Genomic DNA, 21,269 nt, shown 5'->3' with positions numbered 1-21,269 from the left:
AAGCCACATTCACACCACCTGGGCTAGAGGTCCGCCAGTGCCCGCACCGGGGCTTCGACGCAGTCGGCGACGAAGCGCAGGAAGCCGCCCGCCGTGCCGCCGTCGCAGACGCGGTGGTCGAAGGCGAGCGTGAGCTGGCAGACCTTCCGCGCCACCAGCACCCCGTCGACCACCCACGGCCGGTCGATGATCCGGCCCATGCCGAGGATCGCCGCCTCCGGGTGGTTGATGATCGCCGCCGAACCGTCCACGCCGAACACGCCGTAGTTGTTCACCGTGAACGTGCCGCCGGTGAGGTCCGCCGGGGTCAGCTCCCCCGCCCGTGCCGCCGCGGTCTTCTCCCGCAACGCTTCCGACAGCGCGCGCGTGCTCAGCGCCTGCGCGTCGCGGACCACCGGCACGACCAGCCCGCGCTCGGTCTGCGCGGCGAACCCGAGGTGCACCCGGTCGAGCACCACGATCGCGTCCCGCTCGACGCGGGAGTTCAGTTCGGGGAACTTCTTCAGCCCCGCCACGGCGAACCGCGCCAGCAACGCGAGCAGGCCCACGCCGTCGAGCTGGTCACGGGCCGCGAGCAGGCCGGTGGCGTCGACGTCGACCCAGACGGTCGCCTCGGGGATCTCCCGGCGGGAGGTCGCCAGCTTCTCCGCGACGGCCTTCCGCATGCCCTTCAACGGAATCCGGCGGCCTTCGCCCGAAGGTGCGCGCCCGGCGATCTCGCGTTCCACGTCGCACCGCCGGATCACCCCGTGCGGGCCGCTGCCCGGCACCGAACGGAGGTCGACGCCGTTCTTCTTGGCCAGCAGGCGCACGATCGGCGAGATGACCGCCGTCGACGTGCGTTCCGGGGCAACAGCGACCGGAGCAGGCGCGACCGCCGCGGACGTGACCGCGGCGACCGCGCGCCGCGGTGATCGCCGCCGCCGTTTCGTCGCCGACGTGCCGTAGCCGATCAGCACGTTGCCGCTGCCCTCGGTCTCACCGGCCGGCTCCGGGACCACCACGCCCGGTTCGGTGAATCCCGGAGCCGGCCCGCCCACGCTGAGCAGCGGTGCCCCGACGGGCAGCGTTTCGCCCGCGGCGCCGTGCAGCGCGGTCACTTCTCCCGCGAAGGGAGAGGGCACTTCGACCGCCGCCTTGGCGGTTTCCACCTCGACCACCGGCTGGTCCACGGTGATCGTCTCGCCGACCGACACCAGCCAGCGCACGATTTCCGCCTCGGTCAGCCCTTCACCGAGGTCGGGGAGCTTGAACTCAGGCAACGCCGACCACTCCGTCCACCTGGTCGTCCCACTGCAGCCGCGCGATCGCGTCCAGCACCCGGTCCACGTTCGGCAGGTGGTGCTCCTCCAGTTTCGGTGGCGGGTAAGGGATGTCGTAGCCGGTGACGCGCAGGATGGGCGCGTGCAGGTGGTGGAAGCAGCGTTCGGTGAGCCGGGCGGCGACCTCCGCGCCGTACCCGCAGAACCCCGACGCCTCGTGCACCACCACCGCGCGGCCGGTCTTGCGCACCGACGCGGCGACCGTCTCGTCGTCGAACGGCGACAGCGTGCGCAGGTCCACCACCTCGGCGTCCCAGCCCTCTTCCCTGGCCGCGTCGGCGGTTTCCAGCGCGACCGGCACCATCGGGCCGTAGGCGATCAGCGTGACGTCGGCGCCCTCGCGCCGCACCACCGCGCGGTCCACCGGCACGCCCGCGGCGAAGTCCACTTCGGACTTCGCCCAGTAGAGCCGCTTCGGCTCCAGGAAGATCACCGGGTCCGGCGAGTCGATCGACGCGCGCAGCAGGTGGTAGGCGTCCTCCGGGGTGCCGGGCGTGACCACGCGCAGGCCGGGCGTGTGCGTGTAGTACATCTCCGAGGAGTCGCAGTGGTGCTCGACGCCGCCGATCCCGCCGCCGTAGGGGATCCGGATGACCACCGGCACCTCGACCTTGCCGCGCGTGCGGTTGCGCAGTTTCGCCAGGTGGCTGGTGATCTGCTCGAACGCCGGGTAGGCGAAGGCGTCGAACTGCATCTCCACCACCGGGCGCAGGCCGTTCATCGCCATGCCGATGGCGGTGCCGACGATGCCGGACTCGGCCAGCGGGGTGTCGAACACGCGCCGCTCGCCGAACCGCGCGGCGAGCCCGTCGGTCACCCGGAACACACCGCCGAGCGGGCCGACGTCCTCGCCGAAGACGAGCACGCGGTCGTCGGCGTCGAGCGCGTCGGCCAGGCCGCGGTTCAGCGCGCCCGCCATGGAGAGGGTCGGCGCTGTCATCGGAGCTCCTCGGCGAGCTGGGCGGCCTGCTCCCGCAGCGCGGGCGTCGGCTGGGCGTAGACGTGCTCGAACAACTCGGCCGGATCCGGTGCCACGTCGGCGTTCATGCCGTCGCGCACCTTCGCGGCGAACGCCTCGGCCTCGGCCAGCACGGCGTCGCGGCGGGCGTCGTCGAGCAGGCCGCGCGACCGGAGGTAGGCCTCGATGCGGTCGAGCGGGTCGCGGCTGAGCCAGTAGGCCACTTCGCTCGGGTCGCGGTAGCGGTTGGCGTCGTCGGCGTTGGTGTGCGCCTCGATGCGGTAGGTCTTCGCCTCGATCAGCGTCGGCCCGCCGCCCTCGCGCGCGGCCCGTACCGCGTCGCGCACCACCGCGTAGACCGCGGCCGGATCGTTTCCGTCCACCAGCACGGACGGCACGCCGTAGCCGATTCCCTTGTGCGCCAAGGAAGGCGCCGCGTTCTGCTTGCTCATCGGCACGCTGATCGCGTACCCGTTGTTCTGCACCAGGAAGACCACCGGCGCCTGCCACACCCCGGCGAAGTTCAGCGCCTCGTGCGTGTCGCCCTCGCTGGTCGCGCCGTCGCCGAGCAGGACCAGCGCGACGCTGTCCTCGCCCTTGAGCCGCGCGGCGTGCGCGACGCCGACGGCGTGCAGCGTGTTGGTGGCCAGCGGGGTGCACTGCGGGCCGACGCGGTGCTCGTACGGGTCGTAACCCAGGTGCCAGCCGCCCTGCAGCAGTGTGAGCGTCTCGACCGGGTCGACGCCGCGCGTGACCAGGGCGACCGAGTCGCGGTAGGTGGGGAACAGCCAGTCGCGCTCGTCGAGGGCCAGCACCGCGCCGACCTCGCAGGCCTCCTGCCCGCGCGAGGACGGGTAGACCGCCAGCCTGCCCTGCTTGGTCAGCGCGGTGGCCTGGGCGTCGAAGCGGCGGCCGAGCACCATCCGCCGGTGCAGGTCGAGCAGCACCTCGTCGCCGGGCATCGGCAGGACCGGGGCGGGCACCGGCTCGCCCGCGGCGGTGAGCAGGGCGAGCGGCTCGGCCGCGGGCAGCAGGCCGCGCTCGGAACGGGTGACCGTCGTCATGGCGCGAATGCTCCGCCGCCGCCCGGCCAATATTCCAGAGCGAGGCCAATTCTCCGGACGTTTGGCTTGTGAACGCCGTTAGGGTGGGCCACATGGCCGCACTCGATGAGACCGATCGCCGAATCGTCAAGGAGCTGCGCGCGGACGGCAGGCTGTCCATGCGCGCGCTCGCCGAACGCCTGCACATCTCGCGGGCGGCGGTCTACTCCCGCGTCGACCGGCTGCACCGCGACGGCGTGATCACCGGCTACAGCGCGGTGATCGACCCGGAGCGCGCCGGGCTGGGCATCTCGGCGTACGTGTACCTGAAGATCAGCCAGCACTCGTGGCAGGCGGTGCGCAAGCGGGTGCTGGAGATCCCCGAGGTCTGGCACGGCGCGCTCGTCTCCGGCGAGCACGACATCGTGTTACTGGTGCGCGCGCCGGACGCCTCCAGCCTCCGGCAACTGGTGCTGCACCGCCTGCAAACCATGCCTGACGTGCTGTCGAGTCATACCGTGCTGGTTCTTGACGAGTTGCACAGCTTGGAGAGCATTGACGTGAATTAGAACACGTTCTACCGTAACCGGGTGCTCACCCAGCCGTTCGCCGAAGCGATCGCCGAAGCCGAGAAGATCATCACCTCGGCCCCGCACATCCGGACCGACCAGGACCTGACCGAGGGGTACGACTACCTCGTCGGCAGCATCCGCGCGTCGCTGCAGATGGCGTGGGCCTACGAGCGGGACTTCCCGTACTTCGTGCAGTCCACCGGGCCGTACACGAAGATGGGCCTGGACAACCCCGACACCCTGTACTTCCACGCCTACCTGCGCGACGACGCCGAGTACGTGGTCACCGGCCGCCGGGGCACCACCGCGGACCTGAGCTTCCAGGTGCTGGCGGGCGACTACACCCCGGTCGACGTGCCGGACAGCGTCACCGCCTTCGACGACCGGTCCATCCGGATCGAGCCCGACGGCACCTTCGAGATCCGGTTCGGGCCGGAGAAGTCCAGCGACCCCAACTACTTCACCCTCGCCCCGGGCTCGGCGATGCTGGTCGCGCGCGAGGTTTTCAGCGACTGGACCGAGGAACGCGGCCTGTTGCGCATCCACCGCGCGGACCGCGTCGGCGAGGTGCCGCCTCGCCCGACGCAGGACAAGATGACCAAGCGGTACGGCGTCGCCGGGAAACTGCTGCTCAACCGGCTGCACACGTTCCTGAAGTTCCCGGACTGGTTCTACCTCAAGCTGCCGGTGAACACGATGACCGAACCGCGGTCGACGCCGGGCGGGCTGACCACGCAGTTCTCCTCGGCCGGGCACTACGACCTGACCGACGACCAGGTGCTGGTGGTCACCGTGCCCGCGTCCGACGCGCCGTACCAGGGCATCCAGCTGGGCAGCCGGTGGTACGTCTCGCTCGACTACGCCAACCACCAGACCAGCCTGAACACCTCGCAGGCCCGCGTCGATCCCGACGGCAAGATCCGGTTCGTGGTCAGCGAACGGGATCCGGGGCTGGCGAACTGGCTGGAGCGCACCGGGCACGCGCAGGGCTTCGTGCAGATCCGCTGGCAACGGCTGTCCCGTGAGCTGAAACCCGAGGACGGGCCGGAGGTGGAGGTGGTGCCGTTCGCCGAACTCCCCCGGCGGCTGCCGTACTACCAGCAGGCCAGGGTCACCCCGCGGGAGTACGCGGGCCGGATCGCGGCCCGGCAGGCCGCCTTCGCCACCAGGATGCTCGGATGACGATGCTCGAGGGCAAGGTAGTGGTGGTCTCGGGCATCGGCCCGGGGCTCGGCCGGTCGATCGCGGTCCGCGCCGCGGCCGCGGGGGCCGACGTGGTGCTGGCCGCGCGCACCGAATCACGGCTGGAGGAGGTGGCGAAGGAGGTCACCGCACTGGGGCGCCGAGCGCTCTGCGTGCCCACCGACATCGCCGACGAGGCCGCGGCGGAGCGGCTCGCCGCTCGCTCGGTGGAGGAGTTCGGCCGCGTGGACGCCTTGGTGCACAACGCGTTCGCCTTCCCGCCGATGGGCGACCTGCTCGACGCCGACCCGGCCGCGATCCGCACCGCACTGGACACCACGGTGCTCGCGGCCCTGCGGCTGACCCGCCTGTTCACCCCGGCACTGGCCGAAGTGGACGGTGCGGTGGTGATGATCAACTCGGCGGTGATCCGGCATTCGCGGCGGACCTTCGGCGCGTACAAGATGTCGAAGACGGCGTTGCTTTCGCTGGCCCAGTCGCTGGCCACCGAACTCGGCCCGCGGGGCATCCGGGTGAACACGGTGGCACCGGGCTACATCTGGGCCGACGCGCTGAAGTGGTACTTCGGCCACCTGGCCAAGGAACGCGGGACGACGCGGGAAGCGGTCTACGCCGAAACCGCGGCGACCACCGACCTGCGGCGGCTGCCCGAACCGGACGAGATCGCCGACACCGTGGTGTTCCTGGCGTCGTCGATGGCCTCGGGGATCACCGGGCAGTGCCTGGACGTCAACTGCGGCGAGTTCCACCACTGAGGGGGCGGGTATGGAACGGGATTCGGTCGGCACGGTCGAGGACCTGCACGCGTCGGCCACCAAGGTGACCGGCCTGGCGGACTTCGGCGAGGACGACTACACCGAAGGCCTCGCGGTGCTGTTGGAGGCGTACGAGCGCGAGGCGGAACTGACTCCGTTCGGCAAGAAGATCAAACGCGCCTTCCTCCGCGGCGCCCTCATGGCGCGGCTGCTCAGTGAAGCGGGCTGGAAGCAAAACCCGGCCTACGCGGACGTCCCCGTCGAGCGCCCGATCTTCGTCACGGGGTTGCCGCGCACCGGCACCACCGCCCTGCACCGGCTGCTCACCGCCGATCCCGCGCACCAGGGCCCGGAACTGTGGCTCACCGAGTTCCCGCAACCACGCCCGCCGCGTGAAACCTGGGAGTCGAACCCGGTTTTCGCCCGCATCCAGGCCGGGTACGAGCAGCACCACCAGGAACACCCGGAGTTCATGGGGCTGCACTACAGCTCGGCCGAGCAGGTCGAAGAATGCTGGCAACTGCTGCGGCAGTCGATGCGCTCGATCTCGTTCGAATGCCTGGCGCACGTCCCGTCCTATTCGGACTGGTTGCGCGGGCAGGACTGGACCACCGCGTACCGCAGGCACCGCGATGTCCTCCGCCTGATCGGCCTGAACGACGCCGATCGACGTTGGGTGCTGAAGAACCCGAGCCACTTGTTCGCACTGGACGAACTGCTCACGGTCTACCCGGACGCGCTGGTGGTCCAGACGCACCGGGCCCCCCGCACCGCCATCGCCTCGGTCTGCAGCCTGAACGAAAACGCGGCAGCGGACTGGTCCACCGCGTTCAAGGGCGAGGTGGTCGGCCGAAGCCAGCTGGCCCTGTGGTCCCGGGGTTTGTCGGACTTCCGCTCGGCCCGCGCGTGCCACGACGCGTCCCAGTTCTACGACGTCCAGTACGAAGACTTCGTCGGCGACCCCATCGGCACGGTGGAAGGGCTCTACCGGCACTTCGGCCTCCACCTGTCCGAGGACGCCCGGGCCCGCATGGTCGCCCTGCACGCCGAAAGCCGTTCAGGCGCCCGGGCCCCCGCGCACCGGTATCAACTGTCGGACTTCGGCCTCACCGAAGCGGATGTGGACGCCGCCTTCCCGGACTGACAGACACCCCTGTCAAGCAAGCCCCCGGATCGCCCGGGAAGGTGGCCGGTTCCCCTTGATCGAAGCCACCATCTCCAGCACCTGCAGCGTCCTTTTCACCTCGTGCGCCCGAAAGACCCGCGCCCCATCCGCCGCCGCCAACGCCGTGGCGGCCAGCGTCCCGTCCACCCGCTCCTCCAGCTCGACCCCCAGCGTCTCCCCCACGAAGTCCTTGTTGGACAACGCCATCAACACCGGCCACCCGGTCGCCGCCAGCCGATCCGCGTACCTCAGCAAAGCCAGGCTGTGCCAGGTGTTCTTCCCGAAATCATGCGTGGGATCGATCAGAATCCCCTCCCGCGGCACCCCCAGGACCACCGCCGCTTCAGCCCGCAGGACGGTCTCTTCGATCACCTCGGCCACCACATCCGGATACCGCACCCGGAACGGCCGGGTCCGCGGCACCGCGTTTCCCGTGTGCGAGCACACGTACCCGGTCCCGAACTCCGCCGCGACCTCCACCAACCCCGGATCCGCCCCCGCCCAGGTGTCGTTCAGCAGGTCGGCCCCCTCCAGGCAGGCCGCCCGGCCGACCGAAGCCCGCCACGTGTCGACGCTGATCACCAGGTCCGGGTGCCGCGACCGCACCGCCGCCACCAGCGGCACCACCCGCCGGATCTCCTCCTCGACGGTCACCTCGTCGCCCGGCCCGGCCTTCACCCCGCCGATGTCCACCAGGTCCGCGCCCTCGGCCACGGCGCGGTCGACCGCGGCCAGCGCCTTCTCGTCGCTGAACGTCGCCCCCCGGTCGTAGAACGAGTCGGGCGTGCGGTTGACGATCGCCATCACCAGCGCGCGGTCGGTGACGATCCGGCGGCCGCGGAAGCACAGCGCGCGAGTTCCCTCGTCGGTAGTCACGCGGGATACGATTCCAGACAGTGCCGGGACCACTACCGAGGAGGCCTGGGATGCGTCAGCTGAGCGCGCTCGACGTGCAGTTCCTGAACGCCGAATCCGCCACCACCACCGGCCACGTCGGCGGCCTGTCGATCCTCGACCCGTCGACCGCGCCCCGGGGCCTGGTCACCGTCGAGGACATCCGGGCGCTGATCGCCAAGCGCCTGCACCTGGCCGGCCCGCTCCACTGGCGCCTGCTCGAAGTCCCGCTGAACCTCGACCACCCCTACTGGGTCGAAGACGCCGACTTCGACCTCGAGTACCACGTCCGCGAAATCGCGCTGCCCGCCCCCGGCAACGACCAGCAACTCGCCGAGCAGGTGGCCCGGATCGCCGCGCGCCCGCTGGACCGGCGCCGCCCGCTCTGGGAGGCCTACCTCATCCAGGGCCTCGAACACGGCCGCATCGCGCTCTACACCAAGGTCCACCACGCCGCGATCGACGGCGTCTCCGGCGCGGAGCTGCTCGGCGTGCTGATGGACCTCACCCCGGAACCACGCCACGTCGACCCGCCGGGCAGCCGTCAGGTCGAAGGCCCGCCGCCACGGCTGTCGCTGCTCGCCACCGCCGCCCGCAGGCTCGCCCTCCAGCCGGTCAAGATCGCCCTGTCCGTCCCGAAAATGCTCCCGCACCTGGACGAACTCCCCGGCGCGGCCCGGATTCCGGGTGCCGCCGCCCTGGCGAAGGCCACCGGGAGGCTGGCCAGAGCGGCCAAGCTCGGCCCCGGCCGCCACGAAGCCGAACGCCCCGTCCTGGTCCCGCCGCACACCCCGTTCAACGGCCCGATCACCCAGCACCGCCGGTTCGCCTACGGCTCGCTGCCGCTCGACGAGGTCAAGCGGGTCAAGAACGCCTTCGGCCACACGGTCAACGACGTGGTGATGGCCCTGTGCGCCTCGGCACTGCACCGCTGGCTGGCCGAGCACCAGGCCATCCCGGCGACCCCGCTGGTCACCCTGGTCCCGCTGTCGGTGCGCACCCCGCAGCAGGCGGGCACCGCGGGCAACCAGATCTCGGTGATGCTGGCGCCGCTGCCGGTGCACATCGCCGATCCGAAGGCCCGGCTGGACGAGGTGGTCTCGGCGATGGCCGCGGCCAAGCAGCGGTACCGGCCGCTGCCCGCCTCCTGGCTGGTCGACTTCAGCGCCATGCTGCCCGCCGCGCTCGGCGCGCTGTCGGCCCGCGCGCTGATGAAGTTCGCCGGGGCCACCTCGCCGCTGGTCAACCTGGTGGTGTCGAACGTGCCGGGCGTGCAGATGCCGCTCTACACCGCGGGCGCGAAACTGCTCGGCCACTACCCGGTCTCGGCGATCACCGACGCGAGTGGCGGGATCAACATCACCGTGATGAGCTACGACGGCAAGCTGGACTTCGGCATCGTCGTCTGCCGCGAGCTGGTGCCGGACGTCTGGAGCCTGATCGACTACCTCCGCGACGGGCTGGACGAGCTGGGCAAGCTGGCCGACGAGGAAGGGGCACGGTGAACGAGCGCACGGTCGAGGCGAACGGGATCGAACTCTGCTACGAGGTCTTCGGCGAGCCGGACGCGCGCCCGCTGCTGCTGATCATGGGCCTCGGCGGCCCGATGACCTGGTGGGACGAGGAGTTCTGCGAGCAGCTCGCCGACCGCGGCTTCCGGGTGATCCGCTACGACAACCGCGACACCGGCCGCTCCACCGCGATGCACGGCCGCGCCGGGCTGCTGCCCGCGCTCCTGCTGCGCCGCTCGCCGTACCAGCTGACCGATCTCGCCGACGACGCCGCCGCGCTGCTGGACGCGCTGGACATCCCGGCGGCGCACGTGGCCGGGGTCTCGATGGGCGGCATGATCGCGCAGACGCTGGCCATCCGGCACCCGTCGCGCGTGCGCTCGCTGACCTCGATCATGTCCACCACCGGCAGCAAGCTGGTCGGCCTGCCCAGCCCGCGGGCGATGAAGGCGCTGCTGCAACCGGCCGCGAAGGACCGCGAGGCCTACATCGAGCAGATGATCCGGACGTTCCGGGTGATCGGCTCGCCCGGTTACCCGGCGCAGGAGGAACGGCTGCGGGCCCGCGCGGCGACCACCTACGACCGCGGCGCGAACCCGGCGGGCACGATCCGCCACCTCGGCGCCATCATGGCCGCCCCCGACCGGACCGCCGGACTGCGGAAGCTGCGCGTGCCGGCGCTGGTCGTGCACGGCGCGGCGGACCCGCTGGTGAACCCGTCGGGCGGCCGGGCCACCGCCCGCGCCATTCCCGGCGCGGAACTGGACATGGTGCCAGGAATGGGACATGACACCCCGCCGGAGCTGTGGCCGCGGTTCGTCAACGGCATCACCCGGACGGCCGATCGCGCGGAATCCGTAGCCGATCGTCACATTGACACCGCCTGAGCGGGCTCCTTACGCTCGGTCGGCCATGCGACGGTGGCCGGAAGCCGGTGAGAATCCGCACGGTCGCGCCACTGTAACCGCCCCACGGGAGTCAGACCCGCCGCCGTCGCGCACACCGACCGGGCCGCGAAAGCCCAAGGAGGTTTCCCCGTGACCCCAGCAGCGGTTCCCCTTCCCGTCACGCCCGAGCTCCGCATCCCGATCCGCGAGATCCTGCCGTGGGCCGTGTTCATCAGCGTGCTCGCGCTGGTGGTGCTCTACTTCGTCAGCACCGAGCAGGGCGCGCTCGCCCTGTTCTCCAACGGTTACGTGCACGAGTTCGTGCACGACGGCCGTCACCTGCTCGCCTTCCCCTGCCACTGAGCGCGGGCGCGTCATGATGAGGACCTTGCTGGTCCGCGGCTTGCTCGCGGGCCTGGCCGCCGGTGTGCTCGCGGCCGTTTTCGCCTTCTTCGTCGGTGAACCACCGGTCGACGCCGCGATCGGCATCGAGGAAGCGGGCGCCCACTCCCACGAGCATTCCCACGGCGACGAGGAAACCGAACTCGTCAGCCGGGACGTGCAGAGCACGCTCGGGCTGTTGATCGGCGTCGGCGCGTACGCGATCGCCGGTGGCGGGCTCTTCTCGCTCGCGTTCGCCTTTTCCTACGGCCGCTTGGGTTCGCTGCGGCCGCGGGCGTTGTCCGCACTGCTCGCGGTGGCCACGTTCGTCGTGGTCGTCGGGGTGCCGTTCCTGAAGTACCCGGCGAACCCGCCCGCGGTCGGGCAGAGCGAGACCATCGGCGACCGGACCGCGCTGTACTTCGGTTTTGTCGCGCTGTCACTGGTTTTCGCCATCGGCGCGGCCGTGCTGGGCCGGCGGATCGGCGGCTGGAACGGCGGGCTGGCCGGGGCGGGCGCCTACGTGGCGCTGGTTTCGGTGACGGCCGCGCTGATGCCGTCGATCGACGAGGTGCCGGACGGCTTCCCGGGTTCCACGTTGTGGACCTTCCGGATCGCCTCGCTCGGCACGCAACTGGTGTTGTGGGTGGCGCTCGGCCTGGTCTTCGGGGCGCTGGCGGAGAAGGTGCTCACGAACCGGGAGAGCCGGCTCGCTCGATGAGTTCCAGTCGGACGGGCACTCAGCCGACGGCGGACCCGGTCGACTCGATCAGCTCCAGCAGGCGGCGCGTGTCGAGGTGTTCCTCGACCGCGTCCGCCAGCCGGTCGAGCATTTCCTCCCGCAGCAGGGAAAAGCTCCGCGCGCCGGCGGCGGGTGCCCAGGTGGTGCCCGCCTGCTCGGCGGCGGCGGTGAGCCACGCGCGGCGGAAGGCGTCGTTGTCGAAGGCGCCGTGCCAGGTGGTGCCCCAGACCGAACCCTGCCGCCAGCCGTCGAGGAACGGCTCGGCGGACCCTTCCAAGTGGACGGTGCCGTGGTGGATTTCGTAGGCGTGGACTGGATGTCCGCGCCATTCACCGCGTGGCCGCCCGAGCACCTTCGCCGCGTCGAAGGTGACCGAGGTGGGCAGCAGCCCCAGCCCGTCGACCACCCCGGCGCCGGATTCCACGTCGTCGGCGATGCGGCGCGCGAGCATCTGGTGCCCGCCGCAGATGCCGAGCACCGGGCGCCCGTCGGCCGCGCGTGCCCTGACCACCTCGGCCAGGCCGCGGTCGGTCAGCCAGCGCAGGTCGTCCACAGTGGCCCGGCTGCCCGGCAGCACCACCACGTCCGCGCCCGCGACCACGTCCGGATCGGCGGTGACGGTGACCTCCACGCCCGGTTCGGCGGCGAGCGCGTCCACGTCGGTCGCGTTGGAGGCACGGGGAAAGCGCACCACCGCGACACGCAGCGGACGGCGGCCGGAGACCCGCGTGCGGTCGCCGCGCCAGCCCGCCACGGCCAGCGCGTCCTCCGAATCGATCCACACCCCGTCGAGCCACGGCAGCACACCGTAGAACGGGCGGCCGGTGCGTTCCTCCAGCGCGTCCAGCCCGGGTTTGAGCAGGGCCGGATCACCGCGGAACTTGTTCACCACCCAGCCCGCGATCAGTTCCTGGTCCTCGGGTTCGAGCAGCGCCAGCGTGCCGTACATGGCGGCGAACACCCCGCCGCGGTCGATGTCGCCGACCACCAGCACCGGCAGCCGGGCCTCGCGCGCGAGGCCCATGTTCACGTAGTCGCCCGCGCGCAGGTTGATCTCCGCCGGGCTGCCCGCGCCCTCGCAGATGACCACGTCGAACCGGGTGCGCAGCTCGCGCAACGCCCCGAAGGCGAGCTGCGCGAGCCCGGCGCGGCCGGTGGCGAACTCCCCCGCCTCCAGCGTGCCGAACGGTTTGCCGAGCGCGATCACGTGGCTGCGGCGGTCGCTGCCCGGTTTGAGCAGCACCGGGTTCATCGCGGCTTCCGGCTCGACGCGGCACGCCCGCGCCTGCAGCCACTGCGCGCGCCCGATCTCGGCGCCGTCGGCGCAGACCATCGAGTTGTTCGACATGTTCTGCGCCTTGAACGGCGCCACGCGCACGCCGCGGCGGGCCAGCCAGCGCCCGAGCGCGGCGGCGACCAGGCTCTTGCCCGCGTCCGAAGTGGTCCCGGCGACCAGCAGCCCGCTCATCGGGCCACCGCCGCGGCCGCGAGCGCCGCCAGCGCCCCGACCGCCAGTGACAACCGCACGGACCGGCGCAGGTCGGCCGGTTCCGGAGGAGGACCGTCACCGAGATGACCGCGTTCGGACACCGCACCGCCGTAGCGGTTCACCCCGCCGAGCCGGACGCCGAGCGCGCCGGCGAAGGCGGCTTCCACCTGGCCCGCGTTCGGACTCGGGTGGACCCCGGCGTCCCGCCGCCACACCCGGAGCACGCGCCGCGCGTCACGACCGGCACACACCGCGGTGCACAGGGCGGCCGCCCGGGACGGGATCAGGTTCGCGACGTCGTCGGCGCGCGCGGACGCCCAGCCGAAGCGCTCGTACCGGGGCGAGCGGTGGCCGACCATCGCGTCCAAGGTGTTCAGCGCGCGGTAGCCGAGCAGGCCCGGGATCCCGGCGAGCGCACCCCAGAACAGCGGCGCGACCACGGCGTCGGAGGTGTTCTCGGCGATGGACTCGGTGGCCGCGCGGGTGAGTTCGCCGAGGTCGAGCTCGGCGGCGTCGCGGCCGCACAGGTGGGACAGCCGCGCGCGGGCGCCGTCCAGATCACCGGCTTCGACCAGGTCCGCCATCGCGGTGCCCTCGGTGGCGAGCCCACGGCCGCCGAGCACCACCCAGGTGGCGGTCGCGGTGGCGAGGAAGCGCAGCGGCGCCGGGGCGACACGCTCGGCCACTACCCCGAGACCGGTGGCCGTTGCGGTACAGATGAGCAGGTGAAGCATGCCGCGCGGGCGGGAATCCGCCCAGATCCGCCGTTCCACCGCCGTGGCCAGGCTGCCGAACCAGGCCACCGGGTGCGCCCGGCGCGGGTCGCCGAACACGCGGTCGGCGGCGTACCCGGCGAGCAGCCCAGCCGCCCGAACCGGGAGTCGCGGCCGGTAGCGGTCTTGATCCACCGGATGCAGCACTGTGCGAGCCTAGCCGGTGGGCCAGAATGCCCAGCATGAGTACGCACCTGCGGCGCGTGGCCCGGCTCGCGGCCGCCCGCCTGGACGCCGGCGCGAGGGCGTTGCGCCGGTTCGCCCACGGCCAGAACGGCAAGGTTCTGGTGCTCGGCGGCGTCCGGTCGGGCAAATCGCGGCATGCCGAACGGCTGCTGGCGCGGCACCCGCACGTGGTCTACCTGGCCACCGGGCTGCCGCCCAGCGACGACGACCCCGAGTGGGCGGCCAGGGTGGCGGCCCACCGCGCGCGCAGACCGGCGGGCTGGCGCACGGTCGAGACGGCCGATCTGGCCGGTGCGCTGCGGACCGCGTCCGCCCCGGTGCTGATCGACTGCTTCGGCACCTGGTTGTCGCGGGTGCTCGGCGAGGTCGGCGCCTGGGACCAGGCCGACGGCTGGCAGCAACGGCTCGACGAGCACCTGCTCGACTTCGTCGACGCGTGGCGGACCGCGCGGGTGCCGGTGGTCGCGGTGAGCAACGAGGTCGGCAGCGGCGTGGTGCCGGGGACCTTCTCCGGCCGCGTGTTCCGCGACGTGCTCGGCGCGCTGAACAGCGAAGTCGCCGCGCATTCGGACCAGGTGGTGCTGGTGGTCGCCGGCCGGGTGCTCGAACTCTCCGGGAAGGATGGGCAGTGAAGATCACACCCCCCTCGGCGGCAGCGCGGGAAGAAGCGCTGGCCCGGTTGGACGGCCTGGTGAAACCGCTGGGCTCGCTGGGTCGCCTGGAGGAACTGGCGGCCTGGCTGAGCGCGGCGCACGACGCGGTGCCGCCGCGGGAACTCGCCGACGTGCGGGTCGCGGTGTTCGCCGGGGACCACGGGATCACCGCGTCGGCGGTCTCGGCGTACCCGCGCGAGATCACCGCGGCGATGGTGCAGGTGTTCCTCGCCGGGACGAGCGGGGTGACCGTGCTCGCGCGGCAGGTCGGGGCGAAGGTGCGGGTGTTCGACCTCGCGGTGGACGCGGACGGGCTGCCGGACGAGGTCACCGCGTACAAGATCCGCCGCGGTTCGGGCTCGATCGATCGTGAGGACGCGCTGGCGCCCGGGGAGGCGAGCCGGGCCTTCGACGCGGGGCGCCGGATCGCCGACGCCGAGATCGACGACGGTGCCGACCTGCTCATCCCCGGGGACATGGGGATCGGGAACACCACGGTCGCGGCGGCGCTGGTGGCCGCGCGGCTGGGTCTGCCGGCGTCGGAGGTGGTCGGCACCGGCACGGGTGTCGACGAAGCCGGGCGGGCGCGCAAGGTCGAGGCCGTCACGGCCGCGCTGGCGCGGGCGGGTGAGCGTGCGGACGACCCGTTCGACCGGCTCACCGCGCTCGGCAGCGCCTGCGCCGCCGCGACGGCGGGCTTTCTCGTGCAGGGCGCGGTGCGCGGGGTGCCGGTGGTACTGGACGGCGTGTTCTCCGGCGCGGCGGCGCTGGTCGCGCAGGACATCGCACCGGGGGCGGTGGCGTGGTGGCTCGCCGGGCACCGGTCGACGGAGCCGTCGCAGGCGTACGCGCTCAAGGCGCTCGGGCTGGAGCCGATCCTGGACCTGGGGCTGCGCCTGGGCGAAGGCAGCGGCGCGGTGCAGGCGGTGCCGGTGCTGCGGGCAGCGAGGGCGGTGCTCGCCGAGATGAGTTCGCTGGCTGACCTGACGTGACGCGATCACGGTTGTCCTGCTTTCGGCGCACCTGATGCGCGACGCCCTGCGCATGGCGGTGGGTACGTTGACGGTGCTGCCCGTACCCGCCCCCGGCGTGATCGACGGGCGCGTGGCCCGCGGGGCGATGTTGCTGGCGCCCCTTGCGGTCCTGCCGCTGGCCCTCGTCGGCGCCGCGATCACCCTGTTGCCGCTGCCCGCGTTGCCGCTGGCCGCGCTCGCGCTGGGGGCCATCGCCCTCGGTAGTCGCGGGTTGCATCTGGACGGGCTGTCCGACACCGCCGACGGTCTCGCCGCCTCCTACGACCGCGAGCGAGCGCTGACCATCATGCGCAAGGGCGATTCCGGCCCCAGCGGCGTGGCCACCCTCCTCCTCACCCTCATCGTCCAATGTGGAGCGCTCGCGGGCGCGATCGACGCGGGCCACGGCATCGTGGCCATCGTCGTCGCGGTGGTGGCGGGGCGGGGGCTGCTCGCGGTCGCCTGTGCGCGCGGGGTGCCGTCGGCGCGGCCGGAGGGGTTGGGCGCCACCGTCGCGGGGTCGGTGCCGGTGCTCGGTGCCGTCGTTTCGGTCACCGCGTGCGCCGGGCTGGCGGCCTGGGGCGGCACCTTCGCCGGTTTGCCCTGGTGGCAAGGGCTTCTCGCGGTGGCCGCAGCGGTGTGCGCGGGCGGGCTACTGCTGTGGCGGTGCACCAAACGACTCGGCGGCATCACCGGCGACGTGCTCGGCGCGTGCGTGGAGACCGGCGTCACCGCGGCGTTGTTAGTTCTTTCAACGTAGTCAGGAACTCCGCCATGACCGGCCGCGACCGCACGGCGACGCGCAGCCAGTCCGGCCCGAGCCCGGGAAACGTGTCCGCCCGGCGCACCGCGTAACCCCGATCGCGCAACCGTTCGCGCAGCCGGGCCCCGTCACGGAATTCGCCCAGCACAAAAGGCGCCCGCGGCACCCCGTGCACGGCCACCCCGAGCTCCCGCAGCCCCGCCAGCAGGAACTCCCGATCGGCCTCGGAAGCCACCGCCAGTTCGTCGGCCTCCTTCACCGCGGCGGGACGGCAGCACGCCACCACGGCCACCGCCGCCGGCGCGGAGACCGACCACGGCGGCTGCACCGCGCGCAACCGCTCGATCAACTCCGGCGGCCCGAGCACATACCCCGCGCGCAGGCCCGCGATCCCCCACGTCTTGGTCAGGCTGCGGATCACCAGCAACCCCGGCACCGGCGAGCCCGCCAGCGACTCCGGTTCCCCCGGCACCGAATCGAGGAACGCCTCGTCCACCACGACCACCCGGCCAGGACGGCACAACGCGCGCAGCGACCCGGCCGGGTGCAGCACCGAAGTCGGGTTCGTCGGGTTGCCGACCACCACCAGATCCGCGTCCTCGGGCACCGGGCCGAGCACAAAACCGTTCTCCGGCCGCAACAACACCCGCGACACGGGCACCTCCGCGGCCAGCAGCGCGGCCTCCGGCTCGGTGAACTGCGGGTGCACCACGCTCGCCCGGCGCGCGCCAAGCCCGCGCGCGACCAGGGTGAACGCTTCGGCGGCACCGGAGGTCACCAGCACCTCGTCGCGAGACCGGCCGTGCCGCGCGGCCACCGCCTCGGTCGCCTCAGTGGCGTCGGGGTAGGCGGCCAGCCGGGGCAGCGCGGCGCTGAGTTCGGCGATCAGCCAGCCGGGCGGTTCGGCCAGCCGCACGTTGACCGCGAGATCGACCAGCCCCGGCCCGACCTCCCGATCCCCGTGGTGCCACAGGTCAACCACGGCGCACCGCGCGGGCGAAGGCCGCCGCCCTCGCCGGATGCCCCGCCCAGTGGACGTGCAGGTAGGACGCGTTCAGCGTGGGCGAGGAGTACCCGTGCTCGGCGTCGTTCCAGCGCCACGCGGCAGCGAACGGCCCGTCGGGCAGCACCTCGGTCCGGTGGAACTCGTGCCCGGTCACCTGGTCACCACGCGAGGCGAGGAGGTTGTCCGCGACCGCCGTCGCCGTGCGGTAGCCGAGCGCGCCACGCTTGGTCATCCTGGCCGTCGCCGGGAGCACACCGGTCATCGGCAGGCCGTCCAACTCACGGCACAGGTACAGCAGCCCGGCGCATTCGGCGACCACCGGCAGCCCACCGGACACCGCCGCGGCGACCTGGGTGCGCAGGGATTCGTTGGCGGACAAGGCTTCCGCGTGCACCTCGGGGAAACCACCGCCGAAGTACAACCCGGCGCAGCCGTCCGGCAACCGCGTGTCGTTGATCGGGTCGAGGTCCACCAGATCGACCCCGAGCGCGGCCAGCACCTCGCCGGTTTCGGCGTACCGGAAGGAGAACGCCTCACCCCCGGCCGCCGCCACCACGGCCCGCGGCCCCGGCACCGGCTCCGGCGGTGACCACGGTTCCGCTGCCACCGCGGGGGCTTCACGAGCCGCCCGCACCACGGCCTCGATGTCCACGCCGGACTCGATCCAGGCGGCGAGCCGGTCCACCATGACCGCGCCTTCGCGGGCGCGTTCGGCCATCGGCACCAGCCCGAGGTGGCGGCTCGGCGAATGCACGTCGTCGGAGCGGCGCAGCGCGCCCAGCACCGGGATCCCGGTTTTCCCGATCGCTTCCCGGATCTCGCGCTCGTGCCGCTCGGAACCCAGTTTGTTCAGGATGACCCCGGCCAGCCGCACGCGCGGGTCGAAGTGGGCGAAACCGTACACCGTCGCGGCCACGCTGCGGCTCGCCGCGCTCGCGTCGACCACCAGCACCACCGGCGCGTCGACCAGCCTGGCCACGTGCGCGGTCGAGGCGTAGCCCTCGGTGCCCAGCGCCCCGTCGAACAGGCCCATCACGCCTTCGATCACCGCGATCTCGGCACCGGACGCCCCGTGCAGCAGCAGCGGCGCGACCAGTTCCTCGCGCTGCAGGTACGGATCGAGGTTGCGGCCGGGGCGCCCGGTGGCCAGCGCGTGGTAGCTCGGATCGATGTAGTCCGGCCCGACCTTGTGCCCGGACACCGCGAACCCGCGTCGCCGCAGGGCCGCCATCAGCCCCGACGCCACGGTCGTCTTGCCGTGCCCGGAGGCGGGCGCAGCGATCACGACCCGCGGCAGGGTCACCATTCGATGCCTCGCTGGCCCTTCTGCCCGGCGTCCATCGGGTGCTTCACCTTGGTCATCTCCACCACCAGATCGGCGGCCTCGACCAGCGCCGGCGGCGCGTTGCGGCCGGTGATCACCACGTGCTGGCGGCCGGGGCGGTCCCGCAGGACCTCGACCACCTCGCCGACGTCGATCCAGCCCCAGTGCAGCGGGTAGTTGAACTCGTCGAGCACGTAGAAGTCGTGCTGCCCGGCGGCGATCCGGCGGGCGATCTCCGCCCAGCCCTCGCGGGCGTTGGCCGCGTGGTCCTCCTCGGTGCCCGCCTTGCGCGACCAGCTCCAGCCCTCGCCCATCTTGTGCCACTCGACCGGCCCGCCCTGGCCGGTGTTCGCGTGCACCTCACCGAGCGCGCGCAGCGCGGCCTCCTCGCCGACCTTCCACTTCGCCGACTTGACGAACTGGAACACGCCGATCGACCAGCCCTGGTTCCACGCCCGCAGCGCCATGCCGAAGGCCGCGGTGGACTTCCCCTTCATCGCGCCGGTGTGCACGATCAGCAGCGGCCGGTTGCGGCGCTGGCGGGTGGTCAGCCCGTCGTCCGGCACGTACTCCGGCTTTCCCTTCGGCATCAGGCGGCCCGGCCCGTCCGCGCGCGCACCGCGCCGGCCAGCGAGTCCGCGGCGACCTCGCCCAGCGGCACGTGCTCGGCGCCCAGCCGGGCGGCCAGTTCCCCGGCCAGGCCGAGCCGCATGCGCCCGCTTTCGCAGTCCATCACCACCGACGCGACGCCCTGCCGCGCGATCAGGTCCGCGGCGGCGTGCGACCTGGCCACGGCGTCCGGGCCGCTGGTCGCCCGGCCGTCGGTGACCACCACGAGCAGCGGGCGGCGGCGGGGGTCGCGAATGGACTCCACGCGCAGCGCTTCGGCGGCCCGCAGCAGGCCTTCGGCCAGCGGGGTCCGGCCGCCGGTGGGCAGCGATTCGAGGCGGGACGCGGCCGCGTCCACGCTGATCGTCGGCGGCAGCGCCAGTTCGGCGGCCGACGCGCGGAAGGTGACCAGGCCGACCTTGTCGCGCCGCTGGTAGGCGTCCAGCAGCAGCGACAGCACGGCCGCCTTGACCTCGCTCATGCGCGATCGCGCGCCCATCGAGCCCGAGGAATCCACGCAGAACAGCACCAGGTTGCCCTCGCGCCCTTCCCGGAGCGCGAACCGCAGGTCCCGCGACCGCAGTTCGAGACCCGCCCCGCTGCGCCCGCGTGCCCGCTGGTGCGGGGCCGCGGCCAGCACGGTGGCCGGGAGGTGCGGGCGGCCTTCGCGCACGCTGGGCGGTTTGACACCGATGGTGCGGCCGCTGTCGGTGAGCGAGCGCGAGCGGCGGCCGTGCGCGCCTTCGCCGGTTCCGTCCACAGTGAACAGACGGGCGCGGAACGGCTGGCCCGCGCCGACCGTCTGCTGTGGACCTTGCGGTGCTTGTTCCGGGGTTTCTTGCTTCTGCGGCTCGGCTTCCGCCGAAGGTGGTGTGTCACCCGAGCCGGGGCCGTCGTCGTCCGGTCCGTCGGTCGGCGGTTCCGGCTCGGCGTCACGCAGGGCCTGGTCCAGCTGCTCTTCGTCGATACCGGGCGCGTCGAACGGGTTGCGGCGACGGCGGTGCGGCAGGGCCAGCCGGGCCGCCACGCGAATGTCCTCTGTAGTCACTTCGGTGCGACCGGACCAAGCGGCGTGCGCGGCGGCGGTTCGCGCGGTGACGATGTCCGCCCGCATCCCGTCGACGTCGAAGGAGGCGCAGACCTCGGCGATCTGCAACAACGCGGCGTCGTCGAGGGTGACCGCGGGCAGCCCGCGGCGGGCGTCGGCGATCCGCACGGCCAGCGCGGCTTCGGCTTCGTCGTACCGGGCAGCGAACCCGTCGGGGTCGGCTTCGTAGGCCAGGCGCCGTCGCACCACCTCGACGCGTTCGGACGGCTCGCGGCTGGTGCGCACCTCGACGGTCAGCCCGAACCGGTCCAGCAGCTGCGGCCGGAGTTCGCCCTCCTCCGGGTTCATCGTCCCGATCAGCACGAACCGCGAGGCGTGCGAGACGGAAACGCCTTCGCGCTCCACGGTCGCGCGTCCCATCGCCGCGGCGTCCAGCAGCGCGTCGACCAGGTGGTCGTGCAGCAGGTTGACCTCGTCGACGTAGAGCAGCCCGCGATGCGCGGCGGCGAGCAGTCCCGGCTGGTAGCCGGTGACGCCTTCGCCCAGCGCGCGTTCCAGGTCCAGCGAACCGATCACCCGGTCTTCGGCGGCGCCCACGGGCAGTTCGACCAACCGGGCCGGGCGGCGTTCGGCGGGGGCACCGGCGTCGTGCGGTCCGTCCGGGCAGGCGGGATCGGGAGCGGCGGGGTCACACGAGAACCGGCACCCGGTCACCACGTCCACCGGCGGCAGCAACCCGGCCAGCGCCCGCACCATGGTCGACTTCGCGGTGCCCTTCTCGCCGCGGACCAGCACCCCGCCGATGGCCGGGGACACCGCCGAAAGCACCAGCGCCAGTCGCAGGTCGGCCAGGCCGACCACCGCGGTGAACGGGAACGCCCGCATGCACAACTCCCAACGCCTGCCCGAGAAAACAGCCCTCGCCGATCATCGCACAGCGAACCGCCGCCGAAGACGTGAGAAGTCTGACCC

21 protein-coding genes are annotated in these 21,269 nt (G+C 72.5%); 11 read left to right on the top strand and 10 right to left on the bottom strand.

From position 1 onward, the window contains the following. Positions 1-23: 23 nt before the first annotated feature. The 3 genes from JYK18_RS24185 to pdhA are packed head-to-tail and all read right to left on the bottom strand — an operon-like array spanning position 24 to position 3,344. Complete coding sequence (locus JYK18_RS24185) at positions 24-1,262, bottom strand: dihydrolipoamide acetyltransferase family protein (protein ID WP_206805007.1); 1,239 nt, start codon at positions 1,260-1,262, stop codon at positions 24-26. After that, positions 1,255-2,262 (bottom strand): alpha-ketoacid dehydrogenase subunit beta, encoded by a 1,008-nt coding sequence (locus tag JYK18_RS24180; protein ID WP_242582029.1) that lies wholly within the window; start codon positions 2,260-2,262, stop codon positions 1,255-1,257. The genes JYK18_RS24185 and JYK18_RS24180 overlap by 8 nt, the downstream gene beginning before the upstream one ends. After that, positions 2,259-3,344, bottom strand: coding sequence for a pyruvate dehydrogenase (acetyl-transferring) E1 component subunit alpha (gene pdhA / locus JYK18_RS24175; RefSeq protein ID WP_206805005.1), 1,086 nt, complete (start codon positions 3,342-3,344; stop codon positions 2,259-2,261). Before pdhA ends, JYK18_RS24180 begins: the two co-directional genes overlap by 4 nt. A gap of 92 nt (positions 3,345-3,436) precedes the next feature. Between pdhA and JYK18_RS24170 the strand changes: the two genes are divergently transcribed. The 4 genes from JYK18_RS24170 to JYK18_RS24155 are packed head-to-tail and all read left to right on the top strand — an operon-like array spanning position 3,437 to position 6,997. Next, positions 3,437-3,892, top strand: a complete 456-nt coding sequence (locus JYK18_RS24170) for an Lrp/AsnC family transcriptional regulator (RefSeq protein ID WP_206804995.1) — start codon at positions 3,437-3,439, stop codon at positions 3,890-3,892. A 21-nt stretch (positions 3,893-3,913) separates the two neighbouring features. Next, positions 3,914-5,077: a hypothetical protein gene (locus JYK18_RS24165; protein ID WP_206804993.1), complete on the top strand. Its 1,164-nt coding sequence runs from the start codon at positions 3,914-3,916 to the stop codon at positions 5,075-5,077. Next, the gene (locus JYK18_RS24160; RefSeq protein WP_206804991.1) at positions 5,074-5,853 is read left to right on the top strand and encodes an SDR family oxidoreductase; all 780 of its coding nucleotides are present in this window, start codon (positions 5,074-5,076) and stop codon (positions 5,851-5,853) included. Before JYK18_RS24165 ends, JYK18_RS24160 begins: the two co-directional genes overlap by 4 nt. Positions 5,854-5,863: 10 nt before the next feature. After that, on the top strand, positions 5,864-6,997 hold the full coding sequence (locus JYK18_RS24155; protein ID WP_206804989.1) for a sulfotransferase: 1,134 nt from the start codon (positions 5,864-5,866) through the stop codon (positions 6,995-6,997). Between the two features lie 12 nt (positions 6,998-7,009). Here JYK18_RS24155 and folP read toward each other — a convergent pair whose 3' ends face one another. Beyond that, positions 7,010-7,822: a dihydropteroate synthase gene (gene folP, locus JYK18_RS24150; RefSeq protein WP_206808089.1), complete on the bottom strand. Its 813-nt coding sequence runs from the start codon at positions 7,820-7,822 to the stop codon at positions 7,010-7,012. A gap of 122 nt (positions 7,823-7,944) precedes the next feature. Here folP and JYK18_RS24145 point away from each other — a divergent pair, with 122 nt between their 5' ends. From JYK18_RS24145 to JYK18_RS24130, 4 genes are all read left to right on the top strand, one after another. Then, positions 7,945-9,417 (top strand): wax ester/triacylglycerol synthase family O-acyltransferase, encoded by a 1,473-nt coding sequence (locus tag JYK18_RS24145; RefSeq protein WP_206804987.1) that lies wholly within the window; start codon positions 7,945-7,947, stop codon positions 9,415-9,417. Further along, positions 9,414-10,310, top strand: coding sequence for an alpha/beta hydrolase (locus JYK18_RS24140; protein WP_307796033.1), 897 nt, complete (start codon positions 9,414-9,416; stop codon positions 10,308-10,310). Before JYK18_RS24145 ends, JYK18_RS24140 begins: the two co-directional genes overlap by 4 nt. 150 nt (positions 10,311-10,460) lie before the next feature. Next, positions 10,461-10,673: a CbtB-domain containing protein gene (locus JYK18_RS24135; RefSeq protein ID WP_206804985.1), complete on the top strand. Its 213-nt coding sequence runs from the start codon at positions 10,461-10,463 to the stop codon at positions 10,671-10,673. Between the two features lie 13 nt (positions 10,674-10,686). Continuing rightward, positions 10,687-11,412 carry a CbtA family protein gene (locus JYK18_RS24130; protein ID WP_206804982.1) on the top strand — a complete coding sequence of 242 codons (726 nt, stop codon included), beginning with the start codon at positions 10,687-10,689 and terminating at the stop codon, positions 11,410-11,412. 19 nt (positions 11,413-11,431) lie between these two features. On the opposite strand, the gene JYK18_RS24125 is transcribed toward JYK18_RS24130, so the two are convergent. Both JYK18_RS24125 and JYK18_RS24120 read right to left on the bottom strand, forming a co-directional pair. Then, the gene (locus tag JYK18_RS24125; RefSeq protein ID WP_206804980.1) at positions 11,432-12,901 is read right to left on the bottom strand and encodes a cobyric acid synthase; all 1,470 of its coding nucleotides are present in this window, start codon (positions 12,899-12,901) and stop codon (positions 11,432-11,434) included. Beyond that, on the bottom strand, positions 12,898-13,839 hold the full coding sequence (locus JYK18_RS24120; protein WP_242582634.1) for a cobalamin biosynthesis protein: 942 nt from the start codon (positions 13,837-13,839) through the stop codon (positions 12,898-12,900). Before JYK18_RS24120 ends, JYK18_RS24125 begins: the two co-directional genes overlap by 4 nt. A gap of 38 nt (positions 13,840-13,877) precedes the next feature. Between JYK18_RS24120 and JYK18_RS24115 the strand changes: the two genes are divergently transcribed. The 3 genes from JYK18_RS24115 to JYK18_RS24105 are packed head-to-tail and all read left to right on the top strand — an operon-like array spanning position 13,878 to position 16,307. Next, a complete protein-coding gene (locus tag JYK18_RS24115; RefSeq protein WP_374195062.1) occupies positions 13,878-14,513 on the top strand; it encodes a bifunctional adenosylcobinamide kinase/adenosylcobinamide-phosphate guanylyltransferase in 636 nt (211 codons plus the stop codon). Then, entirely contained in the window at positions 14,510-15,526 is a 1,017-nt protein-coding gene (cobT, locus tag JYK18_RS24110) for a nicotinate-nucleotide--dimethylbenzimidazole phosphoribosyltransferase (RefSeq protein ID WP_206804976.1), read from the top strand. The genes JYK18_RS24115 and cobT overlap by 4 nt, the downstream gene beginning before the upstream one ends. A gap of 34 nt (positions 15,527-15,560) precedes the next feature. Continuing rightward, positions 15,561-16,307 carry an adenosylcobinamide-GDP ribazoletransferase gene (locus JYK18_RS24105; RefSeq protein WP_242582027.1) on the top strand — a complete coding sequence of 249 codons (747 nt, stop codon included), beginning with the start codon at positions 15,561-15,563 and terminating at the stop codon, positions 16,305-16,307. Here JYK18_RS24105 and cobC read toward each other — a convergent pair. The 4 genes from cobC to JYK18_RS24085 are packed head-to-tail and all read right to left on the bottom strand — an operon-like array spanning position 16,276 to position 21,182. Next, positions 16,276-17,292: an Rv2231c family pyridoxal phosphate-dependent protein CobC gene (cobC, locus tag JYK18_RS24100; protein WP_206804967.1), complete on the bottom strand. Its 1,017-nt coding sequence runs from the start codon at positions 17,290-17,292 to the stop codon at positions 16,276-16,278. The two genes, JYK18_RS24105 and cobC, sit on opposite strands and share 32 nt — an antisense overlap. After that, positions 17,285-18,622, bottom strand: coding sequence for a cobyrinate a,c-diamide synthase (locus tag JYK18_RS24095; protein WP_206804965.1), 1,338 nt, complete (start codon positions 18,620-18,622; stop codon positions 17,285-17,287). Before JYK18_RS24095 ends, cobC begins: the two co-directional genes overlap by 8 nt. After that, positions 18,616-19,230, bottom strand: a complete 615-nt coding sequence (cobO, locus tag JYK18_RS24090; protein WP_206804963.1) for a cob(I)yrinic acid a,c-diamide adenosyltransferase — start codon at positions 19,228-19,230, stop codon at positions 18,616-18,618. The genes JYK18_RS24095 and cobO overlap by 7 nt, the downstream gene beginning before the upstream one ends. Continuing rightward, positions 19,230-21,182 carry a putative cobaltochelatase gene (locus JYK18_RS24085; protein ID WP_206804945.1) on the bottom strand — a complete coding sequence of 651 codons (1,953 nt, stop codon included), beginning with the start codon at positions 21,180-21,182 and terminating at the stop codon, positions 19,230-19,232. The genes cobO and JYK18_RS24085 overlap by 1 nt, the downstream gene beginning before the upstream one ends. Positions 21,183-21,269 lie beyond the last annotated feature (87 nt).

Origin of the sequence: Amycolatopsis sp. 195334CR, assembly GCF_017309385.1 — a bacterium.
In the GTDB taxonomy this organism is placed as follows: domain Bacteria; phylum Actinomycetota; class Actinomycetes; order Mycobacteriales; family Pseudonocardiaceae; genus Amycolatopsis.
The sequence above is the reverse complement of the archived record's forward strand: the minus strand, read 5'-3'. Positions and strand labels throughout refer to the sequence as shown.

What these genes read in the sequence shown, in the direction of transcription:
- JYK18_RS24115 (WP_374195062.1), top strand. Translation starts at nt 13,878, where the DNA reads ATGAGTACGCACCTGCGGCGCGTGGCCCGGCTCGCGGCCGCCCGCCTG.
- folP (WP_206808089.1), bottom strand. Translation starts at nt 7,822, where the DNA reads ATGGCGATCGTCAACCGCACGCCCGACTCGTTCTACGACCGGGGGGCG.
- JYK18_RS24130 (WP_206804982.1), top strand. Translation starts at nt 10,687, where the DNA reads ATGATGAGGACCTTGCTGGTCCGCGGCTTGCTCGCGGGCCTGGCCGCC.
- JYK18_RS24145 (WP_206804987.1), top strand. Translation starts at nt 7,945, where the DNA reads ATGCGTCAGCTGAGCGCGCTCGACGTGCAGTTCCTGAACGCCGAATCC.
- cobO (WP_206804963.1), bottom strand. Translation starts at nt 19,230, where the DNA reads ATGCCGAAGGGAAAGCCGGAGTACGTGCCGGACGACGGGCTGACCACC.
- JYK18_RS24125 (WP_206804980.1), bottom strand. Translation starts at nt 12,901, where the DNA reads ATGAGCGGGCTGCTGGTCGCCGGGACCACTTCGGACGCGGGCAAGAGC.
- pdhA (WP_206805005.1), bottom strand. Translation starts at nt 3,344, where the DNA reads ATGACGACGGTCACCCGTTCCGAGCGCGGCCTGCTGCCCGCGGCCGAG.
- JYK18_RS24155 (WP_206804989.1), top strand. Translation starts at nt 5,864, where the DNA reads ATGGAACGGGATTCGGTCGGCACGGTCGAGGACCTGCACGCGTCGGCC.
- JYK18_RS24085 (WP_206804945.1), bottom strand. Translation starts at nt 21,182, where the DNA reads ATGCGGGCGTTCCCGTTCACCGCGGTGGTCGGCCTGGCCGACCTGCGA.
- JYK18_RS24160 (WP_206804991.1), top strand. Translation starts at nt 5,074, where the DNA reads ATGACGATGCTCGAGGGCAAGGTAGTGGTGGTCTCGGGCATCGGCCCG.
- JYK18_RS24170 (WP_206804995.1), top strand. Translation starts at nt 3,437, where the DNA reads ATGGCCGCACTCGATGAGACCGATCGCCGAATCGTCAAGGAGCTGCGC.
- JYK18_RS24105 (WP_242582027.1), top strand. Translation starts at nt 15,561, where the DNA reads ATGCGCGACGCCCTGCGCATGGCGGTGGGTACGTTGACGGTGCTGCCC.
- JYK18_RS24180 (WP_242582029.1), bottom strand. Translation starts at nt 2,262, where the DNA reads ATGACAGCGCCGACCCTCTCCATGGCGGGCGCGCTGAACCGCGGCCTG.
- JYK18_RS24095 (WP_206804965.1), bottom strand. Translation starts at nt 18,622, where the DNA reads ATGGTGACCCTGCCGCGGGTCGTGATCGCTGCGCCCGCCTCCGGGCAC.